The 19586-nt window shown below is 62.1% G+C and carries 17 protein-coding genes; 9 read left to right on the forward strand and 8 right to left on the reverse strand.

The window, feature by feature from the left end; translation table 11 throughout:
• On the reverse strand, positions 1-1482 hold a 1482-nt coding region (locus ACWPWQ_RS17370; protein WP_454010356.1), incomplete at its 3' end, for a cadherin domain-containing protein.
• Between the two features lie 88 nt (positions 1483-1570).
• The gene (locus ACWPWQ_RS17375) at positions 1571-1897 is read right to left on the reverse strand and encodes a PilZ domain-containing protein (RefSeq protein WP_202045592.1); all 327 of its coding nucleotides are present in this window, start codon (positions 1895-1897) and stop codon (positions 1571-1573) included.
• 174 nt (positions 1898-2071) lie between these two features.
• On the opposite strand from ACWPWQ_RS17375, the gene ACWPWQ_RS17380 reads away from it, so the two are divergent.
• Positions 2072-2743: a response regulator transcription factor gene (locus ACWPWQ_RS17380; protein ID WP_202045593.1), complete on the forward strand. Its 672-nt coding sequence runs from the start codon at positions 2072-2074 to the stop codon at positions 2741-2743.
• 154 nt (positions 2744-2897) lie between these two features.
• On the opposite strand, the gene ACWPWQ_RS17385 is transcribed toward ACWPWQ_RS17380, so the two are convergent.
• Positions 2898-3266: a TraR/DksA family transcriptional regulator gene (locus ACWPWQ_RS17385; protein WP_454010397.1), complete on the reverse strand. Its 369-nt coding sequence runs from the start codon at positions 3264-3266 to the stop codon at positions 2898-2900.
• A gap of 96 nt (positions 3267-3362) precedes the next feature.
• On the reverse strand, positions 3363-4307 hold the full coding sequence (gene dusC / locus ACWPWQ_RS17390; RefSeq protein ID WP_429107824.1) for a tRNA dihydrouridine(16) synthase DusC: 945 nt from the start codon (positions 4305-4307) through the stop codon (positions 3363-3365).
• Positions 4308-4484: 177 nt separating this feature from the next.
• Between dusC and ACWPWQ_RS17395 the strand changes: the two genes are divergently transcribed.
• The 4 genes from ACWPWQ_RS17395 (at position 4485) to ACWPWQ_RS17410 (ending at position 8707) form a co-directional block, all read left to right on the forward strand.
• On the forward strand, positions 4485-4862 hold the full coding sequence (locus ACWPWQ_RS17395; RefSeq protein ID WP_042650169.1) for a YbaN family protein: 378 nt from the start codon (positions 4485-4487) through the stop codon (positions 4860-4862).
• Between the two features lie 132 nt (positions 4863-4994).
• The gene (apt, locus tag ACWPWQ_RS17400) at positions 4995-5540 is read left to right on the forward strand and encodes an adenine phosphoribosyltransferase (RefSeq protein ID WP_042650168.1); all 546 of its coding nucleotides are present in this window, start codon (positions 4995-4997) and stop codon (positions 5538-5540) included.
• 173 nt (positions 5541-5713) lie between these two features.
• Positions 5714-8248 carry a DNA polymerase III subunit gamma/tau gene (dnaX, locus tag ACWPWQ_RS17405; protein ID WP_454010357.1) on the forward strand — a complete coding sequence of 845 codons (2535 nt, stop codon included), beginning with the start codon at positions 5714-5716 and terminating at the stop codon, positions 8246-8248.
• 129 nt (positions 8249-8377) lie between these two features.
• Positions 8378-8707, forward strand: a complete 330-nt coding sequence (locus ACWPWQ_RS17410; protein ID WP_011706069.1) for a YbaB/EbfC family nucleoid-associated protein — start codon at positions 8378-8380, stop codon at positions 8705-8707.
• Between the two features lie 115 nt (positions 8708-8822).
• On the opposite strand, the gene ycaC is transcribed toward ACWPWQ_RS17410, so the two are convergent.
• The 3 genes from ycaC to ACWPWQ_RS17425 are packed head-to-tail and all read right to left on the reverse strand — an operon-like array spanning position 8823 to position 11050.
• A complete protein-coding gene (ycaC, locus tag ACWPWQ_RS17415; RefSeq protein ID WP_454010358.1) occupies positions 8823-9449 on the reverse strand; it encodes an isochorismate family cysteine hydrolase YcaC in 627 nt (208 codons plus the stop codon).
• A 28-nt stretch (positions 9450-9477) separates the two neighbouring features.
• Positions 9478-10155, reverse strand: a complete 678-nt coding sequence (locus tag ACWPWQ_RS17420) for a hydrolase (RefSeq protein WP_454010359.1) — start codon at positions 10153-10155, stop codon at positions 9478-9480.
• A 28-nt stretch (positions 10156-10183) separates the two neighbouring features.
• Positions 10184-11050, reverse strand: a complete 867-nt coding sequence (locus ACWPWQ_RS17425) for a pirin family protein (RefSeq protein ID WP_454010360.1) — start codon at positions 11048-11050, stop codon at positions 10184-10186.
• Positions 11051-11147: 97 nt separating this feature from the next.
• On the opposite strand from ACWPWQ_RS17425, the gene ACWPWQ_RS17430 reads away from it, so the two are divergent.
• The gene (locus ACWPWQ_RS17430; protein WP_454010361.1) at positions 11148-12038 is read left to right on the forward strand and encodes a LysR family transcriptional regulator; all 891 of its coding nucleotides are present in this window, start codon (positions 11148-11150) and stop codon (positions 12036-12038) included.
• Between the two features lie 85 nt (positions 12039-12123).
• Here ACWPWQ_RS17430 and ACWPWQ_RS17435 read toward each other — a convergent pair whose 3' ends face one another.
• Positions 12124-13446, reverse strand: coding sequence for a YjiH family protein (locus ACWPWQ_RS17435; RefSeq protein ID WP_454010362.1), 1323 nt, complete (start codon positions 13444-13446; stop codon positions 12124-12126).
• Positions 13447-13899: 453 nt separating this feature from the next.
• On the opposite strand from ACWPWQ_RS17435, the gene ACWPWQ_RS17440 reads away from it, so the two are divergent.
• From ACWPWQ_RS17440 to hrpA, 3 genes are all read left to right on the forward strand, one after another.
• Positions 13900-14970: a helix-turn-helix transcriptional regulator gene (locus ACWPWQ_RS17440; protein WP_454010363.1), complete on the forward strand. Its 1071-nt coding sequence runs from the start codon at positions 13900-13902 to the stop codon at positions 14968-14970.
• 82 nt (positions 14971-15052) lie between these two features.
• Positions 15053-15475, forward strand: a complete 423-nt coding sequence (locus ACWPWQ_RS17445) for a CBS domain-containing protein (protein WP_106886806.1) — start codon at positions 15053-15055, stop codon at positions 15473-15475.
• A 176-nt stretch (positions 15476-15651) separates the two neighbouring features.
• Positions 15652-19566: an ATP-dependent RNA helicase HrpA gene (hrpA, locus tag ACWPWQ_RS17450; protein WP_454010364.1), complete on the forward strand. Its 3915-nt coding sequence runs from the start codon at positions 15652-15654 to the stop codon at positions 19564-19566.
• Positions 19567-19586 lie beyond the last annotated feature (20 nt).

Below are 19586 nucleotides of genomic sequence, written 5' to 3' on the forward strand. Positions count from 1 at the left end.
AGTGCCGCCGGAGGTGATGGTCGGTGCGATCTCGTCGAGGTTGTTGATGGTGATGGTGAAGGCCTGCGCCTTGCTGGAGCCATCGGCACTGGTGGCGGTGACCTCGATATTCACGCTGGCACCGAGGGCTTCACGGTCGATGGCGGCGGCGACGGTGATCACGCCGGTGGCGGGATCGATGGCAAACAGGCCGCCGGGATTGCCGGACAGGCTGTAGGTGACGGCGTTGGTGGTGGCGTCTGCGTCGCTGGCAAAGGCGGTGATGCCGGCCAGGGAGCCGATGGCGATGTTCTCGTCGATGGCATTGGCGGCAGAGTTGGTGTCGGTCGGGGTAGTGACATCGAACTCGTCGACATCGTTGATGGCGATGGTGAAGGTCTGCTCGTCGAAGGCACTGCCATCGGAGACGCGCACCACCACTTCATAGGTGTTGTCGCCGTTGCTGTCGCTCGGATTTTCCCGGTTGGGCGCGTTGACAAACGACAGGGCGCCGGTGTTGGGATTTATGGTGAAGAGTCCTGCATCGGCGCCACCGACTATGGTGTAGGTCAGCAGCGCACCGACGTCCGGGTCACTGGCCGTCACTGTGGTGACCACAGTGGTGTTTTCGTCGATGGCCAGAGCCGCCGAGCTGCCACCCCCATCGGAGGTGATGGTGGGGCCGTTGTTCTGCACACCGAGGAAGTCGGTGTTGCTCAGGTCCTTGAGACCGTCGAGTTTGATCACCAGATCGGCCTGGCCATCGCCGTTGGTATCGGCCTTGATGTAGGTGGCATTCTGCCCGGCGTTCTGCTCGTACCAGACACCGTTGATCAGGGAAGTGGTGCCTCCCCACTTGAGGTCGGTGGAACCCAGCAACGGACGCAGGTCGATCTTGTCGTTGTCCGGGTTGGCGTCACGAACACCGGAAAAGTCACGGATAGTATCCATCCCGCCACTATTGGATTCCATCGCGCTCTGGTAGACGAAGAGGTCATTGCCGCTGCCGCCGCTCAGCAGATCGGCGCCATTGCCGCCCTGGAGGGTATCGTCACCGCCTTCACCGTAGACGGTGTCGTTGCCGTTGCCGGCATAGATAGAGTCGTTGCCGCCACTTGCATGGCCATCGCCGTTGTCGCCATAGATGGTCTCCGAACCATTGCCGCCGTAGATGGTGTCGCTGCCGGCGATGGCTCGGCTCTGCTGCCGGTAGTCATCCCAGCCGTCGCCGTAGATGACGTCGTTACCGTTCTCGCTGTTGACGAGCGATGTCCCGATGACGTCGTTGCCGGAACCACCATAGACGAGGTCCTGGCCGTTGCCGCCGGAGAGGGTATCGTCCCCGAGCCCGCCGTAAAGGGTATCCTCGCCGTTGCCGCCCAGCAGGGTGTCGCTCCCGCTGCCGCCGTCGAGCATGTCACTGCCATTGCCTCCATCTATGAGGTCGGCTCCTGTGCCGCCAATGAGCGAGTCGTTTTTATTGGTGCCGCTGATGTCAGCCATGGGTCTGCTCCTTCAGAAAGCGGGAAGATGTTTCGGTATGGAGACAAGATCGCCGTCCTGGCCATCTGCTCTTGCACCGCGTAACACTTCACCTGGTGCAACTGTCGGGGATCTCTTTCACCAGCAGTTGCAGGTCTTTGATTTTGATGGCCATACCGGTGAGAGGGCCGTCCCGGTCTCGCCGCACTATCTGCCCGCAACACCGGATCTTCATGGCACCGTGCGTCACCCCGGGATCGAGATCGAAGCAGACGTCACTCCCTTCGTTCTCAGGCGTGGCAGCCTCCTCGAGTTGCAGGTAGCAGCCCCCGATGCTGATGTCCCGGGTGAACCCTGTCTGACCCGAGAGCCGGACAGGTATCACCGTCCTGATGCGATCATGCTGACGAGCATGGATATGTGTGGGTGTTGTCATGCCGATTAGCCTAGACCAGAAGGGGAAGATGAATAATGGAAGAATCAGACCGATTTATGTGGGACAAAGTGACGGTCGACCCAGGACAAAACCAGGATATTTCGACTAATTTGAGAGGGGACCATTGTCAGGCAGGATGCCTGTCACGTTGTCGTAGGCGTTGGGGAGCGGGGTATGGATACCAGAATCAATGTCATCGTGATCTGCGACTTGCCGATAGTCGCATGGGGTTTGCGCGGGGCCATTAATGCACAGCCCAACGAGATGGACGTCATCGCCTGCGTGGCCGATCCCGTCGAGGCCGTGCAGTGGATGGTGCCAGGCAAGACATGTGTCGTCCTGTTTGATCTGGATGGTCGCAATGGCATCGACCAAATACCTTCCCTGCTGTGCGATACCCACGTGCGCGTGCTGGTGATCGCCACAGCGGAGGGCACTGAACTGCAGGAGAGAGCGGTATTGGCCGGGGCCTGTGGCGCCATCAGCAAGCGGGAACCGGTGGAGGTGCTGTACAAGGCCATCCGCAAGGTGCACGGGGGCGAGTACTGGGTCGATCGCGCCGCCACCGAGCGGATCCTGATGGCCATCGCGAGGGAGAAGGGGGCTCACCATGCCGAGCAGGCGAAGATAGCGCGGCTGACCCGCAAGGAGAGACTGACCATCGCGGCCATTACCCTGGGCGTTGATGCCAATACCCTCGAGATCGCGCGGCGCCTCAACATCAGTGAGCACACCCTGCGCAATCACCTGACATCCATTTATGCCAAGTTGGGCATTCGCAATCGAATGGGCCTCTATGCCTATGCACAGAAGCATGCGCTGACAGAGCAAGGCTCCCAGACCTGAAACGCCTGTCGGCCTCCCAAGGCAGCGATGCTCTTGCCGCAGGCCACCGGGGCCCGCGTGATGAAGGGGCCGGGCGCCCTTGTCGGGTGGAGAGTCAGCTATGGCCTTGGCAAGAGGAGGAGGACATGGATGGCTGTGGGCAGGGGAAGGCCCATCAGAGTTCGTGGGCGTGGAATCCCTTGCGATAGCGGGCTTCGCAGCGCGGGCAGCGTTGCAGGCTGGGATCCTGATCCAGCTGCTCGATGGCGAGCGGCTCCTCGCAATCGGAGCAGAGGCCATAGAGACCCAGTTCCATCTGGCAGAGCGCCGCGTCGAGGCGTTTCAGCCGTGCCAAGCTCGACTCCACCTTGGGCAAGTCGAGGCGACCGGTCAGGTCCACCAGCTGATCCCGCTCGCAGGATGCCACCTTCTGTGCCCAGTCGTCACGTCGACAGGCCTTGAGCTGACCTATCAGCGCTTCTCTTGTTTGTGCCCAATCGGTCAGCAGGCGCTCACGCCATTCGGCCAACCGGGCTTGCGTCACTTCACACACAACAGCCCCCAAAGACGAGTGATAAAACTCGGTCAGTATAGGGAGGCGTGTGGATTATCAAGATGACATGAGTCAAGTAAAGGTCGGTTAGCTCACAGTTTTCGCGGCTTGCAGCAAGGCGTCCCGGATAGGTCCCGTCTCCTTGTGCAGACGAATATCCTGAAAAAGTACGGCTGCCTGGGGATATTCACGCTTGAGGTAGCTGAACCACTGCTTGATGCGGCTGGGGTAGTAGTCGGCCTTGTCGCTCGCCAGATCCTGCTCGGTATAGGCCACCATCAGTTGCAGCACCTCGGCCCAGCTCATATGGGCACAGCCGGTTTTCATCACGTTGGCCAGGTTGGGCAGGGAGATGGCGCCGCGGCCCACCATGAGGGCGTCGCAGCCGGAGACGCCGGCGCAGGCGAGGGCATCCTTGTGATCCCAGATCTCGCCATTGGCGGTCACTGGAATGGGCAGGGCGCGGCGGATGAGATCCACGTATTCCCAGTGCGCCGGCGCCTTGTAGCCTTCCCGCTTGGTGCGGGCATGGACAGCGAGCTCGTTGGCGCCCCCCTGATAGACTGCCTGGGCGTTGTCCATGTAGAGCGCCTTGTCGTCGTACCCCAGGCGGATCTTGGCGCTCACCGGCAGGTGGGCAGGGACGGCTTCGCGCACCGCCTTGACGATGCGATAGACGGTCTCGGGCTCCTTGAGCAGCACGGCCCCCCCCTTGCTCTTGTTGACCGTGGGGGCGGGGCAGCCGAAGTTGAGATCGACCCCGGGGGAGCCCAGCTCGATGGCACGCACCGCATTCTCTGCCAGCCATTCGGGGTGCTGGCCCAGCAGTTGCACCCGCACCGGGGTGCCGGCGCGGGTCTTGCCATCCTGCTTGAGTTCGGGGCAGAGGCGATGGAACACCTTGGCGGGCAGCAGCTGATCGACGACCCGGATGAACTCGCTGACACAGAGGTCGTAATCGTTGACGGAGGTGAGTACCTCCCGCATCAGGTGATCCAGCACCCCCTGCATGGGGGCCAAAATAACGCGCATAGCTGCTTCCGAAGACAAGGGGAGAAAAAAGAGCGCAGATTGTAGTGGCAATGGCTGGCGTTGTCAGCCGTCTGCCCACTCGATGAGCCTAATCGACTGCCGCTGCATGGGCCGGGCTGTCAGCTTCCGGGCCAACTCTGTTAGGCTAAAGGCAGAGATGCATTCAGAGGAGTACCCATGAAACGCTGGTGTCTGATGGCCCTGGGCTGGCTCGCCTTCGCCACCGGGATAGTCGGGATAGTCCTGCCCCTGCTGCCGACCACCCCCTTCATGTTGCTGGCGGCGGCCCTCTTTGCTCGCTCGTCACCCCGTTTTCACCGCTGGCTGCTGGCGCACCCCTGGTTCGGGCCCCCCATCCATGACTGGCAGTTGTATCGCGGCATTCGGCGCCATGCCAGACGCCGTGCCATCGTCTTCATCCTGCTCTCCTTCTCGGTGTCGCTGCTGGTGGTGCCGCTGCCCTGGGTGAGGCTGCTGCTGGTTGTCATAATGGTGATCCTGCTCACCTGGTTAATGCGTCTGCCGGTGCTGGAGCCGGTTGCAATGGAGAAGTGAAATCCCTAAGCTATTGCGGCAATAATGCTATGGAGTCGGCCGGTCATTTTTTGCATGACGGGCCTTTTTATTGCCCGCTGGCGGGCAGCGCAAGAGACGCCACGCCTGGGCTCAAAAATAAGCGGTCAAATAATGAATCCGGATACCCTGAAGTTTATCGAAGCGAGCATCAAGACCATTCCCGACTATCCGAAGCCGGGCATCCTGTTTCGCGACATCACCAGCCTGATCGAGAATGCCGAGGCCTTCAAGGCCACCATAGATCTGCTGGCCGAGCATTATCGTGATCAAGGGATCACCAAGATCGTCGGCACCGAGGCCCGCGGTTTCATCTTCGGCGCCCCTGTGGCCTTCGCCATGGGACTGGGCTTCGTGCCGGTTCGCAAGCCGGGCAAGCTGCCCCGCGCCATCATCGAAGAGTCCTATGCCCTCGAGTACGGCACCGACACCCTGCAACTGCACACCGACGCCATAGTGCCCGGTGACAAGGTGCTGGTGGTGGACGATCTGCTGGCCACCGGCGGCACCGTCGATGCCACCGTCAAGCTCATTCGCCGCGCCGGCGGTGAAGTCGCCGATGCGGCCTTCATCATCTCCCTGCCGTCCCTCGGTGGTGATGCCCGCCTGACCGCCGCTGGCGTCAAGGTGGTCTCGCTGGTCGAGCTCGCGGGCGAGTAAGGCCCTCTGGCAGGCGGGCCTCGTCAACCCGCCAATGCCCCGAACCGGTGCCTGAACGGGCACCGGTTTGAAAATCAAGCGATCCCTCCCAAGGCGGCCGATAGCCCATACAGCCCGCCCTCCATTTGTGTTAGCATCCTGCCTCAATGCCTCGTTTTCCAGCATCGAGATCTATGAGCTATCAGGTTCTGGCGCGTAAATGGCGCCCCCATACGTTTGAACAAGTGGTTGGCCAGCAACATGTGCTGACCGCCTTGACCAATGCCCTGGATCAGGGACGGCTGCATCACGCCTATCTGCTGAGCGGCACCCGCGGGGTCGGCAAGACCACCATAGCCCGCATCCTGGCCAAGAGCCTCAACTGCGAGCAGGGGATCAGCAGCCACCCGTGCGGCGTATGCGACACCTGCCGCGAGATCGATCAGGGCAACTTCGTCGATCTGCTGGAGATCGATGCGGCGTCCCGCACCAAGGTGGAAGACACCCGGGAACTGCTCGACAACGTGCAGTACCGCCCGGCCCGCGGCCGCTTCAAGGTGTACCTCATCGATGAGGTGCACATGCTGTCGCGTCACAGCTTCAATGCGCTGCTCAAAACCCTGGAAGAGCCGCCTCCCTATGTGAAGTTCCTGCTGGCCACCACGGATCCGCAGAAGCTCCCCATCACCATCTTGTCCCGCTGCCTGCAGTTCCACTTGAAGAGCCTGGATCAGACCCAGATCGCCAGGCAGCTCGAATGGGTGCTGGATCAGGAAGGTCAGCCGTTCGAGCCCCGCGCTCTGCTGGCCCTGGCCAAGGCCGCCGACGGCAGCATGCGCGATGCCCTGAGCCTGACGGATCAGGCGCTGGCCCACGGCAACGGCAGCGTGCGGCTGGAGAGCGTGCTGACCATGCTGGGCACCCTCGACCATCACCACCTGCACCAGTTGCTGGAGGCTGTCCTGCGCCAGGATGCCCCGGCCACCATGGCCAAGATCACCGAAATCGCCACCCTGGGACCGGACTTCGATCAGCTCCACGCCGAGCTGGAAGCCTTGCTCCATCGCGTCGCCATGGCCCAGTTGCTGCCGGCCAGCGTGCAGGAGCAGGGGGCGGATGCCGATGCCTTGCTGCAGCTGGCGGGAGCCATGAGCCCGGAAGAGGTGCAGCTCTGCTACCAGATAGTGCTGGGGGGGCGCAAGGATTTGCCCTGGGCGCCCGATGGCCGCACCGCGCTGGAGATGACCTGCCTGCGGATGCTGGCGTTCTCGCCGCGCCGCGAGGCGGTGCATCCCGCCAATCTGAGTGCCTTGCCCGTGTCCATGGGCGCACAGCCCGGAGCGGGGAGGGAGGCCGTATCGGCCCTGCCGGGAAAGCCGTCAGGGGCTGAGCCAGCCCCGCATCAGGCCGCAACGGCGGCCAGCATGGCCGCGCCCGCAGCCCTGGCGCCGACAGCGCCGCTCGTGGTTGTGCAGGCAGATGAGCCGGCAGCCGACGACGATGAGGCCAGCGCCGCTCTCTTTGCCGAGCAGCAAGAGCTGCTGCAAGCCGCCCAGCGGATGGGGTACGAGGCACAGCCGATGCAGCCTGAGCCCGAGATCGGTGGCGCCCCCCGGACTCAGGAAGCGCAGCCCCCTGAACCCGAGCCGCCGGTTGCCTCCCATGAGGCGGCCCTGCCGACAGCCGCTCCTGCCATAGCCCCTGAACCCGAGGCGGCCCCCTCGGCGGCCTCCAGCATGCAGAGCCTGCTGGGCAAGCGCAATCTGCTGCGCAGCCGGCTGCGGGGGGACGCCGGGGCGGCAGCCGTCTCTGCCCCTCCCAGGGCGACGCCGAGCAAACCGGCTGCGCCCCTGGCCACGGCCGCCGTGCCACCTGTGGCGCCAGCACCCTCTGCGCCTGCCAGGCAGGCCGCCGCGGCGCCCGCCTATGCCGGACCCATGACGGGCTATGAGGATCTGCCGCCCCTCGAGGCCTATGACGACAGCAGCAGCGATTACGAGGAATATCTGAGTCAGGGCTTCGGCGACGGGCCGGCCAGTGCTCCCGCAGCGCAAGCGGCGCCAGCGCCCAGCGCAGCGCAGAAGGCCAATCCCGCCTCGGATGACCTGCCCCCCTGGGATCTGGACGGCGCACCCGCCAGGGCTGCCGCTGCTACCGTCGCCGCTGTTCCGGCAACGCCGGTTGCGACGCCTCTTTCTGTGCCCGAAAATGCTGTGCCCGAAAATGCGCAGCCCACGACCGCCCAGGTGATGGAGACCATCGACTGGGATGAACTGGAGAGTGACGCCCAGCCGGCGGAGGGGGAGGAGATCGCTCGCCTGATCCCCTCTTCCCTGCTGGTCAATTGCGGCGACGCTTGGGCCGAACTCATCGCCCGCACCGGGGTCGGTGGCCGGTTGCGTCAGCTCGCCATCAACTCTGTGATGACCCGGCAGGGGGAGCTGGTGTCCCTGGTGCTCAAGCCGGAGCAGCGCCATCTGGTCAGCGACAGAGCCCTGGCCGATCTGGCCGGGATCATAGGTCCGGAGTTCGGACAGGCGGTGCGTGTCGAGGTGACCCTGGGCACGGACCCGGCGCGGGAGACGCCGCTCGAGATCGAGCATCGCCTCTATCTGGGGGTGCGTGAACAGGTGAGCCGGGATCTGGCGGACGATCCCAACGTGCAGTTCCTGCAGCAGCGCTTCGGCGCCGTGCTCCATCCCGAGAGCATCGAGCCCCTGAGCCACTGATCGCTATGAGTCAAATCCCATGCCGGGACCGGGTCCCGGTTGAAAAATCTTTTGGCTGCCCCCATATCCGGGGTAGAACAAGCCCACAGCCCGGCGCTGGATGCCGGATTTCAAGACGAGAGACGACCTATGTTTGGTAAAGGTGGAATGGGTAACCTGATGAAACAGGCCCAACAGATGCAAGAGCGCATGCAGAAGATGCAAGAGCAGTTGGCTCAGATGGAAGTCGTCGGCGAAGCCGGCGCTGGCATGGTCAAGGTCACCATGGCCGGCAGCCACAGCGTGCGCCGTATCGAGATAGATCCCAGCCTGATGGAAGATGACAAGGAGATGCTGGAAGATCTGGTCGCCGCCGCCGTCAACGACGCCGTGCGCCGGGTGGAAGAGCAGAACAAGAGCAAGATGGGCGAGCTGACCGGTGGCATGCAGCTGCCCCCGGGCTTCAAGATGCCCTTCTAAGGGCTGAACGCCTTTAACATCGAGATGCCATGTCCATGGCGATGACGCAGCTGACAGGGTGCCTGCCCTGTCAGCTGCGTTTTGTTTTTTCCGTCTCCCGGTTTCCCGGGGCGTATTACTTGCTGCTCTGGACTGTGGTGTAGCTGTTGATCAGATTGCGATAGTCGGGGATGTGGTTGGCGAACAGGGTGCCCAGGCCCTCCACGTCATTGCGCCAGTCGCGGTGCAGTTCACAGGCGGCCCCAAACCAGGTCATCAGCTGCGCCCCGGCGGATGACATCCGATCCCAGGCCGAGTGGCGGGTTACCTCATTGAAGGTCCCCGAGGCATCTGTGATGACAAACACCTCGTACCCTTCCTCGAGGGCAGAGAGGGCCGGGAAGGCCACGCACACCTCGGTGACGATGCCGGCGATGATCAGCTGCTTCTTGCCGGTGGCCTTGACCGCCTTGACGAACTCCTCGTTATCCCAGGCGTTGATCTGCCCGGGGCGGGCAATATAGGGGGCATCCGGGAAGCTCTCCTTGAGCTCCGTCATCAGTGGGCCGTTGGGCCCGTTTTCGAAACTGGTGGTCAGTATGGTCGGCAGCTCGAAATACTTGGCCAGCGCGGCCAGCGCCAGGACGTTGTTGCGAAACTTGTCCGGTTCGATGTCCCGTACCAGGGAAGAGAGGCCGGCCTGGTGATCCACCAGCAGCACGGCAGCCTTGTTCTTGTCGAGTTTGACGTAGGGCTTGTTCATGACTTTTCTCCAGATTGATGGCTAAGCGTTAACGTTGGGAATCCAGCACTTCGTTGTGTTGCACCACGGCTTGTGCCTTGCCGTAGCTCTCGATCAGCAATCGATAGGCGGGGAAGATCTTCGTATAGATGGCGGCCCACTCCATCGCATCTGCCCGGTTCCAGCTGCCTTGCAGCTCGGAAGCCACCGCCGCAGTGTCCATGGGAACCACGCCCGCCTGAACCACGCGAGCCAGGGTGATCTCCTGGGCCATCTTGGAGTAGGTGCCCGAGGCATCGACGACCGCAAACACCTGATAGCCCGCATTGACGGCGCTGATGGCAGGGAAGGCCATGCAGACGCTGGTGATGGTGCCGGCGATGATCAGCTGCTGCTTGCCGGTGGCCTTCACCGCCGCGACGAAATCGGGGTTGTCCCAGGCGTTGATCTCGCCCTTGCGCGCCACATACTGTGCGTGCGGCGCATTTTCGTGGATCTCCGGTATCAGCGGGCCATTCGGCCCTTGCGGGACAGATGCCGTGGTGATCACCGGAATATTGGCCAGTGTCGCCATCCTGGCGAGGGCGGCCGCGCGCTGGCGCAGTTCCGGCATCGGCATGTCCCCCACTGTCTGGAACAAGCCGCTCTGATGGTCGATCAGCAGCATGGCCACGTCATCTGGGTTGAGGACGGGTCTGGCGCCGCCGAAATTGGCTGGATTGCTCATGATAGTCTCCATTTGTTGGGGCTGAGGTTCAGCGTCCGATCTGGCCAAAACGGCCACTGTTGTAGTCATTGATGGCCTGCACAATCTCTTCCTGGGTGTTCATCACGAAGGGACCGTGGCCGACGATGGGTTCATCGAGGGGGGCGCCATTGAGCAGCAGCAGCGTGGTCTCCTCCTCGATCTCGATCACCAGTTTGCTGCCACGGCGCTCCATGACGGCCAGCTCGGCGGTGCGGACCGCGTGGCGGTTGCCGAGGCGAATGGCGCCTTTGAGCACAAAGAGGGCCGTGGTGTGCCCTGGTGGCAGTTCCAGCGTCACCTGATGATGGGCCTTCAGGCGCATGTCCCAGACGTTCATCGGGGTGAAGGTGCGGGCGGGGCCGCGGGTATCGCCGAGCTGCCCGGCAATGATGCGAGCCTCTCCTGCGCCCTCTGGCAGTGCCACGCGAGGGATCTCGTTGGCGGTGATGCCCTGGTAGCCAGGAGCCGCCATCTTCTCTTTGGCGGGCAAGTTCACCCACAGCTGCACCATTTCGAAGGCGCCGCCCGTTTTGGCAAAGGCCGGGCTGTGGTACTCCTCGTGGATAAGGCCGGATGCGGCCGTCATCCATTGCACGTCCCCCGGGCCTATGGTGCCGCCGCCCCCCGAGGAGTCCCTGTGGGAGACGCCCCCTTCATAGACGATGGTCACCGTCTCGAACCCGCGATGAGGGTGCTGGCCGACGCCAAGCTGATGGGAGGTGGCCGGGAAATTGGTCGGGCCCGCGTAGTCCATCAGCAGGAAGGGGGACATTTCCTCCGCGATATCCTGGTAGGAGAAGATGCTCCTCACGGGGAAGCCATCGCCGACCCAGTGCCTCTCGTTGCTGCGCTTGATAAATGCCAGTTCTTTCATCTCAATGCCTCCGTTGAATCAATGGACACAGTGTAGAAAGTCGCCATTTACCGGACTAGATGGTTAAATAAGAAAACACTTTCTAATGAGTTGGAAAATGGACTTCAATCAGGTCGTCGTATTCGTCAAGGTGGTGCAAGCCGGCAGCTTCAGCGCGGCGGCGCGTCTGCTGGGGTTGCCGACCTCCACCGTCAGTCATCGGGTGGCCATGCTGGAGAAGCGTCTGGGCGTCACCCTATTGCAGCGAACCACCCGTCGGTTGCACCTCACCGATGCCGGGCAGATCTATTTCGACCACGCCTCGGCCGGCTTGGTGCATGTGCTTGATGCCGAGGCGGCGGTGACCGAAGCGCGGGAGGAGCCCTGCGGGCTGCTGCGGATCACGGCTCCCGTGGACATCGGCAACCAGATCCTGTCGTCCATCCTGGGGCAGATGCGCAGCCAGTGGCCAAAGGTCGACGTGGAGCTGGTGTTGATGAACAGCTACGTGGATCTGGTCGCGGAGGGCGTCGATGTGGCCATTCGTACCGGCCCTCTCAAGGACTCGACGCTGATCGCCAAGCTGGTGGGCATTGCGCGCTGGGCCCTGTTTGCGAGCCCCGATTACCTCGCCAGCGCCGGGATGCCAGATGCCCCTCAGGCGCTGCGGCATCATGCCTGCCTGCAGTTCACGCCACTGGGCAAGGAGGCCTGGGTACTCCACGACGGGGTCGCCAACAGTGTGACCGTCTCTCTGGCCCGGCAGACACTGATCAACGATGTCGGCCTGATCATGACCATGGTGCTGGCCGGCGGTGGGGTGGCACTGTTGCCCTCCTACCTGTGTCGCCAGGCCTGCGAGGAGGGGAGGCTGGTGCCTGTCCTGCCCGAATGGCATGGCAAGGCGGATCCCATCCATCTCGTCTATCCCAGGCAGCGCTTCATGCCCCCCAGGTTGCGCGCCTTCGTGGATCTTGCCACGCTGACCCTGCGACAATGGCTCGAATGACAGGTCGCCGATGTGGTGACGGCTGCCAGCCCGCACAAAGAAACAAAGCGCCTGATGGCGCTTTGTTTCTTGATATCACGTCAACCTAGCTGAGCCAGCCTGCCGCCATGGCCAGTCGGCCGCACAGGGCCGCCAGCAGGATGCCAAGCAGGGTGCGCAGCAGCCAGATCACCACCAGCTGCCCCAGGCTCACCGGGATCTTGGTGGCCAGGATGCAGGGGATGGAGGCGGAGAAGAAGAGCACTGAACTCACCGAGACCACGGCGGTCACATAGCGCACCAGCAGATCCGCATCCTTGAGCAGGATGGCGGGCAGGAACATCTCAGCGAGCCCCGCCGAGAGCGCTCTTGCTGTCTCCAGCGGCTCTCCCAGATCCAGCAGCCAGGTGAGGGGCCACAGCAGCCAGCCCAGCAGATCGAACAGCGGCGTGTGCTGGGCCAGCAGCAGCCCTAGCAGGCCGACGGACAAGATGGTGGGCACCACGGCGGCGGCCATGTAGAGGCCATCTTTGAGGTTGTCCTGCAACTGCCGCAGCACGGGATCCGCCTGGCTGGACTGGGTGAGCCCGGAGGCGAGCGCCGCTTGCCAGCGGCTCATGCCTGCCGGCAGCGGCTCGTCGGTTTCTCCTTGATGAGCCATGGTGCTGATGGGGGGGACCCGGGCCAGGATGGCGGTGATGACGAAGGTGATCACCAGGGTGGACCAGAAGTAGAAGTTCCAGTGCCCCATCAGGTTGAGGGTCTTGGCCACAATGATCATGAAGGCGGCGGAGACGGTGGAGAAGCCGGTGGCGATGATGACGGCTTCCCGTACCGTGTACTTGCCCGCGAGGAAGACCCGGTTGGTGATGAGCAGGCCCACCGAGTAGCTGCCGACGAAGGAGGCGACCGCATCGATGGCGGAGTGGCCCGGGGTGCGCCAGAGGGGGCGCATCACCGGCTGCATCAGCACACCGATGAGCTCCAGCAGGCCGAAGCCCAGCAGGAAGGTGAGGGCCATGGCGCCTATGGGCACGATGAGCCCCACCGACATGGCCAGCTTGTCAAAGAGGAAGGGCAGGCGATCCGGCGTCATCAGCCAGGCGGGGCCCCAGCCTGCCACATACATGATGGCCAGCCCCAGCCCGAGCAGCTTGAACAGGCTCAGCACCCTGTCGATGGGGCGGGCGCGCCAGCGACCATCCAGCAGCGGGCTGATGGCGCCATAGGCGATCAGCAGCAGGATGAGCCCCAGGGTGAGCGGGCGCTGCGCCATCAGGAAGCCCGCCAGGTGATCCACCAGTATGGTGCTGCGCCCCGCGAGCTCGAAGGGCACGAAAAAGATGGTGATGCCGAGCACACTGGTCAGCAGCAGTTTGATGCCAGCCCCTGAGCGGGCAGGGGCGGCAAGTGCGTGTTCAGGTTCCATTTCCTCTCCTTGTGATCCACATGGTTCAACTCCCTTGATGACTGCATTTGTATATACAATATCGACACCATCTCAAAATGGAAACAACAAATACACCAAAAGGCAACATTCGATGATAATGGAATCCGTATGAGGCTTTTCTATGGGAGAGGGCGATGGCGGCACTGTGGGCAGCTCTCTGGCCGTGACAGAGCGGCTGCGCAGGGACAGTCATGGCAAGAGAGGCGAGGTGGCAGGAAGGGCAGAGCGGGTAAATAAAGCTTTTCCATAACGACCAAAAAAGCGGAAAACCTGAGCCCGGATTTAAACATTTTCACGGCCCTCATCGAGGGAGGCTTTCTTATAACTATTTATGAAATGGTCATAAAGCCTTTGTTCATTTGACTACTTTTCGAGTATCTCATTGCGGAGTAAGATGCCACTTCAATAAAAATAAGAATTAGGAGTTCGGGTGTGAAGGCATTAGAGAAAGAAAGGATATCGCCCTATATCAGCCAGTTATACGAGTGCGGTATTAATGATTCTGACATTAAGTTGGTGGTGGACCAATTTCGCGCCGACCTGTCCGGCAGTTCATCCCTGTTTTTATTGCGGGATGATGACAAGAGCGACGGAATAAAGCTCTTCTCCAGCGGTCTGACCGAGGCCCAGCAGCAATTTTATGTGCAACACCATCGCCAGGATGTGTGGTTCAATCATTATCTGGACAAGGGCTGCCAGGGGATCGTCAGTGCCAATACCATCTCCAGCTCGGTGGGGCTGCTGGCCAGCTTCGGTGCCCAGTTTGCGGCGGGCGGCGTCTGCCGGGTGAAGGGGCGGGGTCTCAGCACCCTGTGCAGTTACCGCGGCGCCACCCAGGACGACTTCAGCAGCCGGGATCTCAGCTCGTTGACAGAGATCTATTCTGGTCTGGCCGCCTGGAGCCAGCATTATTGGAACCTGCTGGCCCTAGAAACCCAGAACTATCAGCTGCAGCAACTGGTGAAAAACCATAATAAACCCAGCGCCATCATAGATGACAAGGGGCATATTCATTATTCCAATGTGGCGTTCAACCGCATCGCCGATGAAAACGTCGAGCTGCGGGCGGTCAATGGTATTTTCTCTTTGCAAAATAAGGAGCAGCAACGCCAGCTCAAGGAGACCTTGAATGGCTTTGCCTATTTGCTGCCAGGCGCCAGCGCCTATATGTCCATTCCCCGCCAGTCCAACCTCAGGCCCCTGCTGATCCAGTGCACCCTGATGAGCGGGCTCAGCCGCTTCGAGCGTTATGTGGAAGTGGTATTGCGCGATCCCGAGCACTCCTTCAACCCGGACATAGAGGCGCTGGCCAGCCTCTATCCCTTGACCATAGGGGAGAAGGAGCTGCTGGTGCTGATGAGCAAGGGCTACAGCAGCAACGACATCGCCGAACTGCGCGGCGTCAAGGTGGAAACCGTGCGTTCCACTCTCAAGGGGGTGTTCAAGAAGACCGATTGCCACAGCCAGAACGAGCTGCTGCTGTTGCTGCAATCCATCTCCTGATAGGCACCAGCTATGCTTGGAGTGAGCCGGACATAGTGCCCGGCTCGCGCCTCCCGTCGGGAGGCCTGTCGGGGGAAGCGTCATGGAATCACTCAAGGCAAGGGATTATATGCAGACCAAGCCCATCACGTTCAGCGCGGACATGATGGTGCAAAATGCGGTCACCAAGTTTCTCAACAGTCATCAGCTCGGCGGCCCCGTGGTGGACAGCCTGGGGCACCTGATTGGCTGGGTGTCCGAGCAGGATTGCATTGCCGTCATGTTGAAAGAGGCCTATCACTGCGAACAGGTGGCCCAGGTCAAGGATGTGATGCGCAAGGAGGTGCTGGCCGTGGGGCCGGACACCAGCATCCTGGATCTGGCGGAGATGATGATGGGCCAAAAGCCGAAGATCTATCCCGTGGTGGAGGAGGGTCGCCTGCTCGGGGTGATCAGCCGCCACAACGTGATGCAGGCCATTCACGCCCAGCTTGGTACCTGCTTCGTGCATCAGGCCAGGGTCTGATCCGGTTTCGCCGGATCATCGGGAGCAGGCCGGGTGCCTGCTCTTTTTATTGCCCGCCGCGGCTTTGAACCTGGCAGGTGCCGCTTTAAGGCTTGCACCGCCCCCGCTCGCTCTTTAGGATCGCTCCCAGCTAATCGATATGGCCCCTCTGGGCACTTATTTAAGGAATTCCTACCTTGTCTCTCTCTATCGAGGCGCTGCGCCGCCGTCTCTCTGCCTGCATGAACCTCGACGCCCGCCGCCTCTCCAGCCGTCTGCACGGGGTCAAGAAGCTGCCGGAGGGCAAACAAGCCGCCGTGCTCGAGACCATAGCCGCGGATCTGGATGTGGCCGAAGGGCGTTACCAGTCCCGTCTGGCGGGCGTGCCCAGGGTCACCTATCCGGACAACCTGCCGGTCAGCCAGAAGCAGGCGGAGATCGCCAAGGCGATCAGCGAACATCAGGTGGTGATCATCGCGGGCGAAACCGGCTCGGGCAAGACCACCCAGATCCCCAAGATTTGCCTCTCGCTCGGGCGCGGGGTCAAGGGCTACATCGGCCACACCCAGCCGCGGCGCCTCGCGGCCCGCACGGTCGCCGCCCGTATTGCGGAAGAGATGGAGTCCGAGCTCGGCCACTACGTAGGCTACAAGGTGCGCTTTACCGATCAGGTGAGCGAGCAGACCCACATCAAGCTGATGACAGACGGTATCCTGCTGGCGGAGATCCAGCACGACCGCATGCTCACCCAGTACGACACCATCATCATCGACGAGGCCCACGAACGCAGCCTCAACATCGACTTCATCCTGGGCTACTTGAAACAACTGCTGCCAAAGCGCCCGGATCTCAAGGTGATCATCACCTCGGCCACCATCGATCCCCAGCGCTTCTCCCGCCATTTCAACCAGGCGCCCATCATAGAAGTCTCAGGGCGCACCTACCCGGTGGAGGTGCGCTATCGCCCGCTGTTTGCTGATAAAAAGAGCGGCGACAAGAGCGAGGGGTTGGAGGAGCGCGACGAGCTGCAGGGGATCTTCGATGCGGTGGAGGAGCTGGCCCGGGAGGGGCTGGGGGATATCCTTATCTTCATGAACGGCGAGCGGGAAATTCGCGATACCGCCGATGCCCTGCGCAAGCTCAATCTGCGGGACACCGAGGTGTTGCCGCTCTACGCCCGCCTCTCCAACGCCGAGCAGAACAAGGTGTTCCAGCAACACGCCGGGCGGCGTATCGTGCTCGCCACCAACGTGGCGGAGACCTCGCTGACGGTGCCGGGCATTCGCTACGTCATCGATCCGGGTACCGCCCGCATCAGCCGCTACTCCTGGCGCACCAAGGTGCAGCGCCTGCCTATCGAGCCGGTCTCCCAGGCCAGCGCCAACCAGCGTAAGGGTCGCTGCGGCCGGGTAGCGGACGGTATCTGTATCCGCCTCTACTCGGAGGAGGATTTCAACAATCGTCCGGCCTTCACCGACCCCGAGATCCTTCGCACCAACCTGGCCTCCGTCATCCTGCAGATGCTGGCGCTCGGCCTTGGCAACATGGAGGCCTTCCCCTTCGTCGAGCCGCCGGAGTCGCGTCATATCAAGGATGGCCTGACCCTCTTGAAAGAATTGGAGGCGGTCAAGGAGCTGCCTGGCACCCGGGATCAGGAGCCCAAACTGCAGTTGACCGAGACCGGTCGTCAGCTGTCGCGCATTCCGCTCGATCCGCGGCTCGCCAAGATGGTGATCACGGCGGCGCAAACCGGCTGTCTGAGCGAGGTGATGGTGATCACCGCGGGCCTCAGCATTCAGGATCCCCGCGAGCGGCCCATGGAGAAGAAGCAGGCCGCCGACGAGCAGCACAGGCGCTTCGAGGACAAGGATTCCGACTTCCTCGCCTTCGTCAATCTCTGGAACTACCTGAAAGAGCAGCAGGATGCCCTCGGCAGCAACCCGTTCCGCCGCATGTGCCAGAAGGAGTTTCTCTCCTACCTGCGGGTGCGCGAGTGGCAGGACATTCATTTCCAGCTGCGCCAGACGGTGAAAGAGCTTGGTTTTAAAGCCAACCATGAACCGGCGGATTTCAAGACGGTGCACTGCGCCCTGCTGACCGGCCTCTTGAGCCACATCGGCAACAAGGATCTGGAGAAGCCCGAGTTCCTCGGCGCCCGCAACGGCCGCTTCCACCTGTTCCCGGCCTCGGGTCTGTTCAAGAAGCCGCCCAAGTGGGTGATGGCCGCAGAGTTGGTGGAGACCTCCCGCCTCTACGCCCGCATCAACGCCAAGATTGAACCCGAGTGGGTGGAGCCGCTGGCGGCGCACCTCATCAAGCTGCACCACAGCGATCCCCACTGGTCGAAGAAAAACGGCGCCGTGATGGCCAAGGAGAAGGTGACCCTCTATGGCCTGACCCTGGTTGCCGAGCGCACCATCAACTTCAGCCGCATCGATCCGGCCCAGTGCCGCGAGCTCTTCATTCGCCGCGCCCTGGTGGAGGGGGATTTCGAGACCCGCCATCGCTTCTTTGGCGAGAACCGCAAGCTCCTGGCCGAGGTGGAGGCGCTGGAGCACAAATCCCGTCGGCGCGACATCCTGGTGGATGACGAGGATCTGTTCCGCTTCTACAACGCCCGCCTGCCGGAGGAGGTGATCTCCGCTCGCCACTTCGACAAGTGGTGGAAGGAGGCGCAAAAGCAGGATCCCGAGCGGCTCAACTTCGAGAAAGAGATGCTGATGAAGGGGGATGCCGCCCACATCAGCGATCTCGACTACCCCAACTTCTGGCAACAGGGGCGCCTCAAGCTCAAACTGACCTACCAGTTCGAGCCGGGGGAGGCGGCGGACGGTGTGACCCTGCATATCCCGCTGCCGCTCTTGAACCAGGTGGAAGTCAAAGGGTTCGAGTGGCTGATCCCGGGGCTGCGTCATGAACTCTTGGTCGCCCTCATCAAGTCGATGCCAAAGCCGATGCGCAAGAACTTCGTGCCAGCGCCGAACTACGCCGATGCGCTACTCGCCACCCTCAATCCCGAGCAGGGGCCGCTGCTGGACGAGATGGAGCGTCAACTTCGTCGCATGACAGGTGTCACCGTGCCCCGGGAAGCCTGGGACTGGGCATCGGTGCCCGATCACCTGAAACTCACCTTCCGGGTGGTGGACGACAAGCACAAGCCTATCGCCGAGGGCAAGGATCTGGAGTTGCTGAAAGAGTCGCTGCGCGGCAAGGTGCAGGAGACCCTCTCCCAGGTGGCGGATGATGATATCGAACAGTCGGGTCTGACCCTCTGGAGCTTTGGCGAGTTGCCGAAGGAGTACAGCCAGAAGCGCAGCGGCTTCGAGGTGAAGGCCTATCCGACCCTGGTGGATCAGAAGGACTCGGTCGCCATCCAGCTGGTGGAGAGCCCGGTGGCCCAGCAGCAGCTGATGTGGGCGGGCCAGCGCCGGCTGGTGCTGCTCAACGTGCCGTCCCCCATCAAGTATCTGCAGGAGAAGCTGCCGAACAAGGCCAAGCTCGGGCTCTACTTCAACCCCTTCGGCAAGGTGAGCGATCTCATCGACGACTGCATCGCCTGTGGCTGTGACAAGCTCATCGAGCAGCACGGTGGCCTGGCCTGGGACGAGGCCGGTTTCGAGGCGCTCAAGGAGTATGTCCGCGCCGAGCTAAACGATGCGGTGGTAGAGGTGGCCAAACAGGTGGAAGCCGTGCTGACCCTCTCCCACGAGATCAAGAAGCGGCTCAAGGGCAAGATGCAGCTCGACACCGCCTTTGCCATGTCCGACATCCAGCAGCAGCTCGGCAACCTCATCCACAAGGGCTTCGTGACCGAGACTGGCTGGCAGCGGCTGCCTGACTTGCTGCGCTACCTGCGCGCCATCGAGCGGCGCCTGGAGAAGCTGGCCATCGATCCCAACCGGGACAGGGTCCATATGCTCAAGGTGCAGAGTGTCGAGAGCGACTACAAGGCGCTGCTCGCCAAGATCCCGAAATCCCAGCCGATCCCCCCCGAGGTGGCCAATATCCGCTGGATGATAGAGGAGCTGCGAGTCTCCTTCTTCGCCCAGCAGCTGGGGACACCGTACCCCATCTCGGATAAACGGGTGCAGAGCGCCATAGCCCAGTGCTAAGCTGCTATCTATCTGTTTTA

The sequence above is a fragment of the Aeromonas sp. Marseille-Q7275 genome (assembly GCF_965119515.1).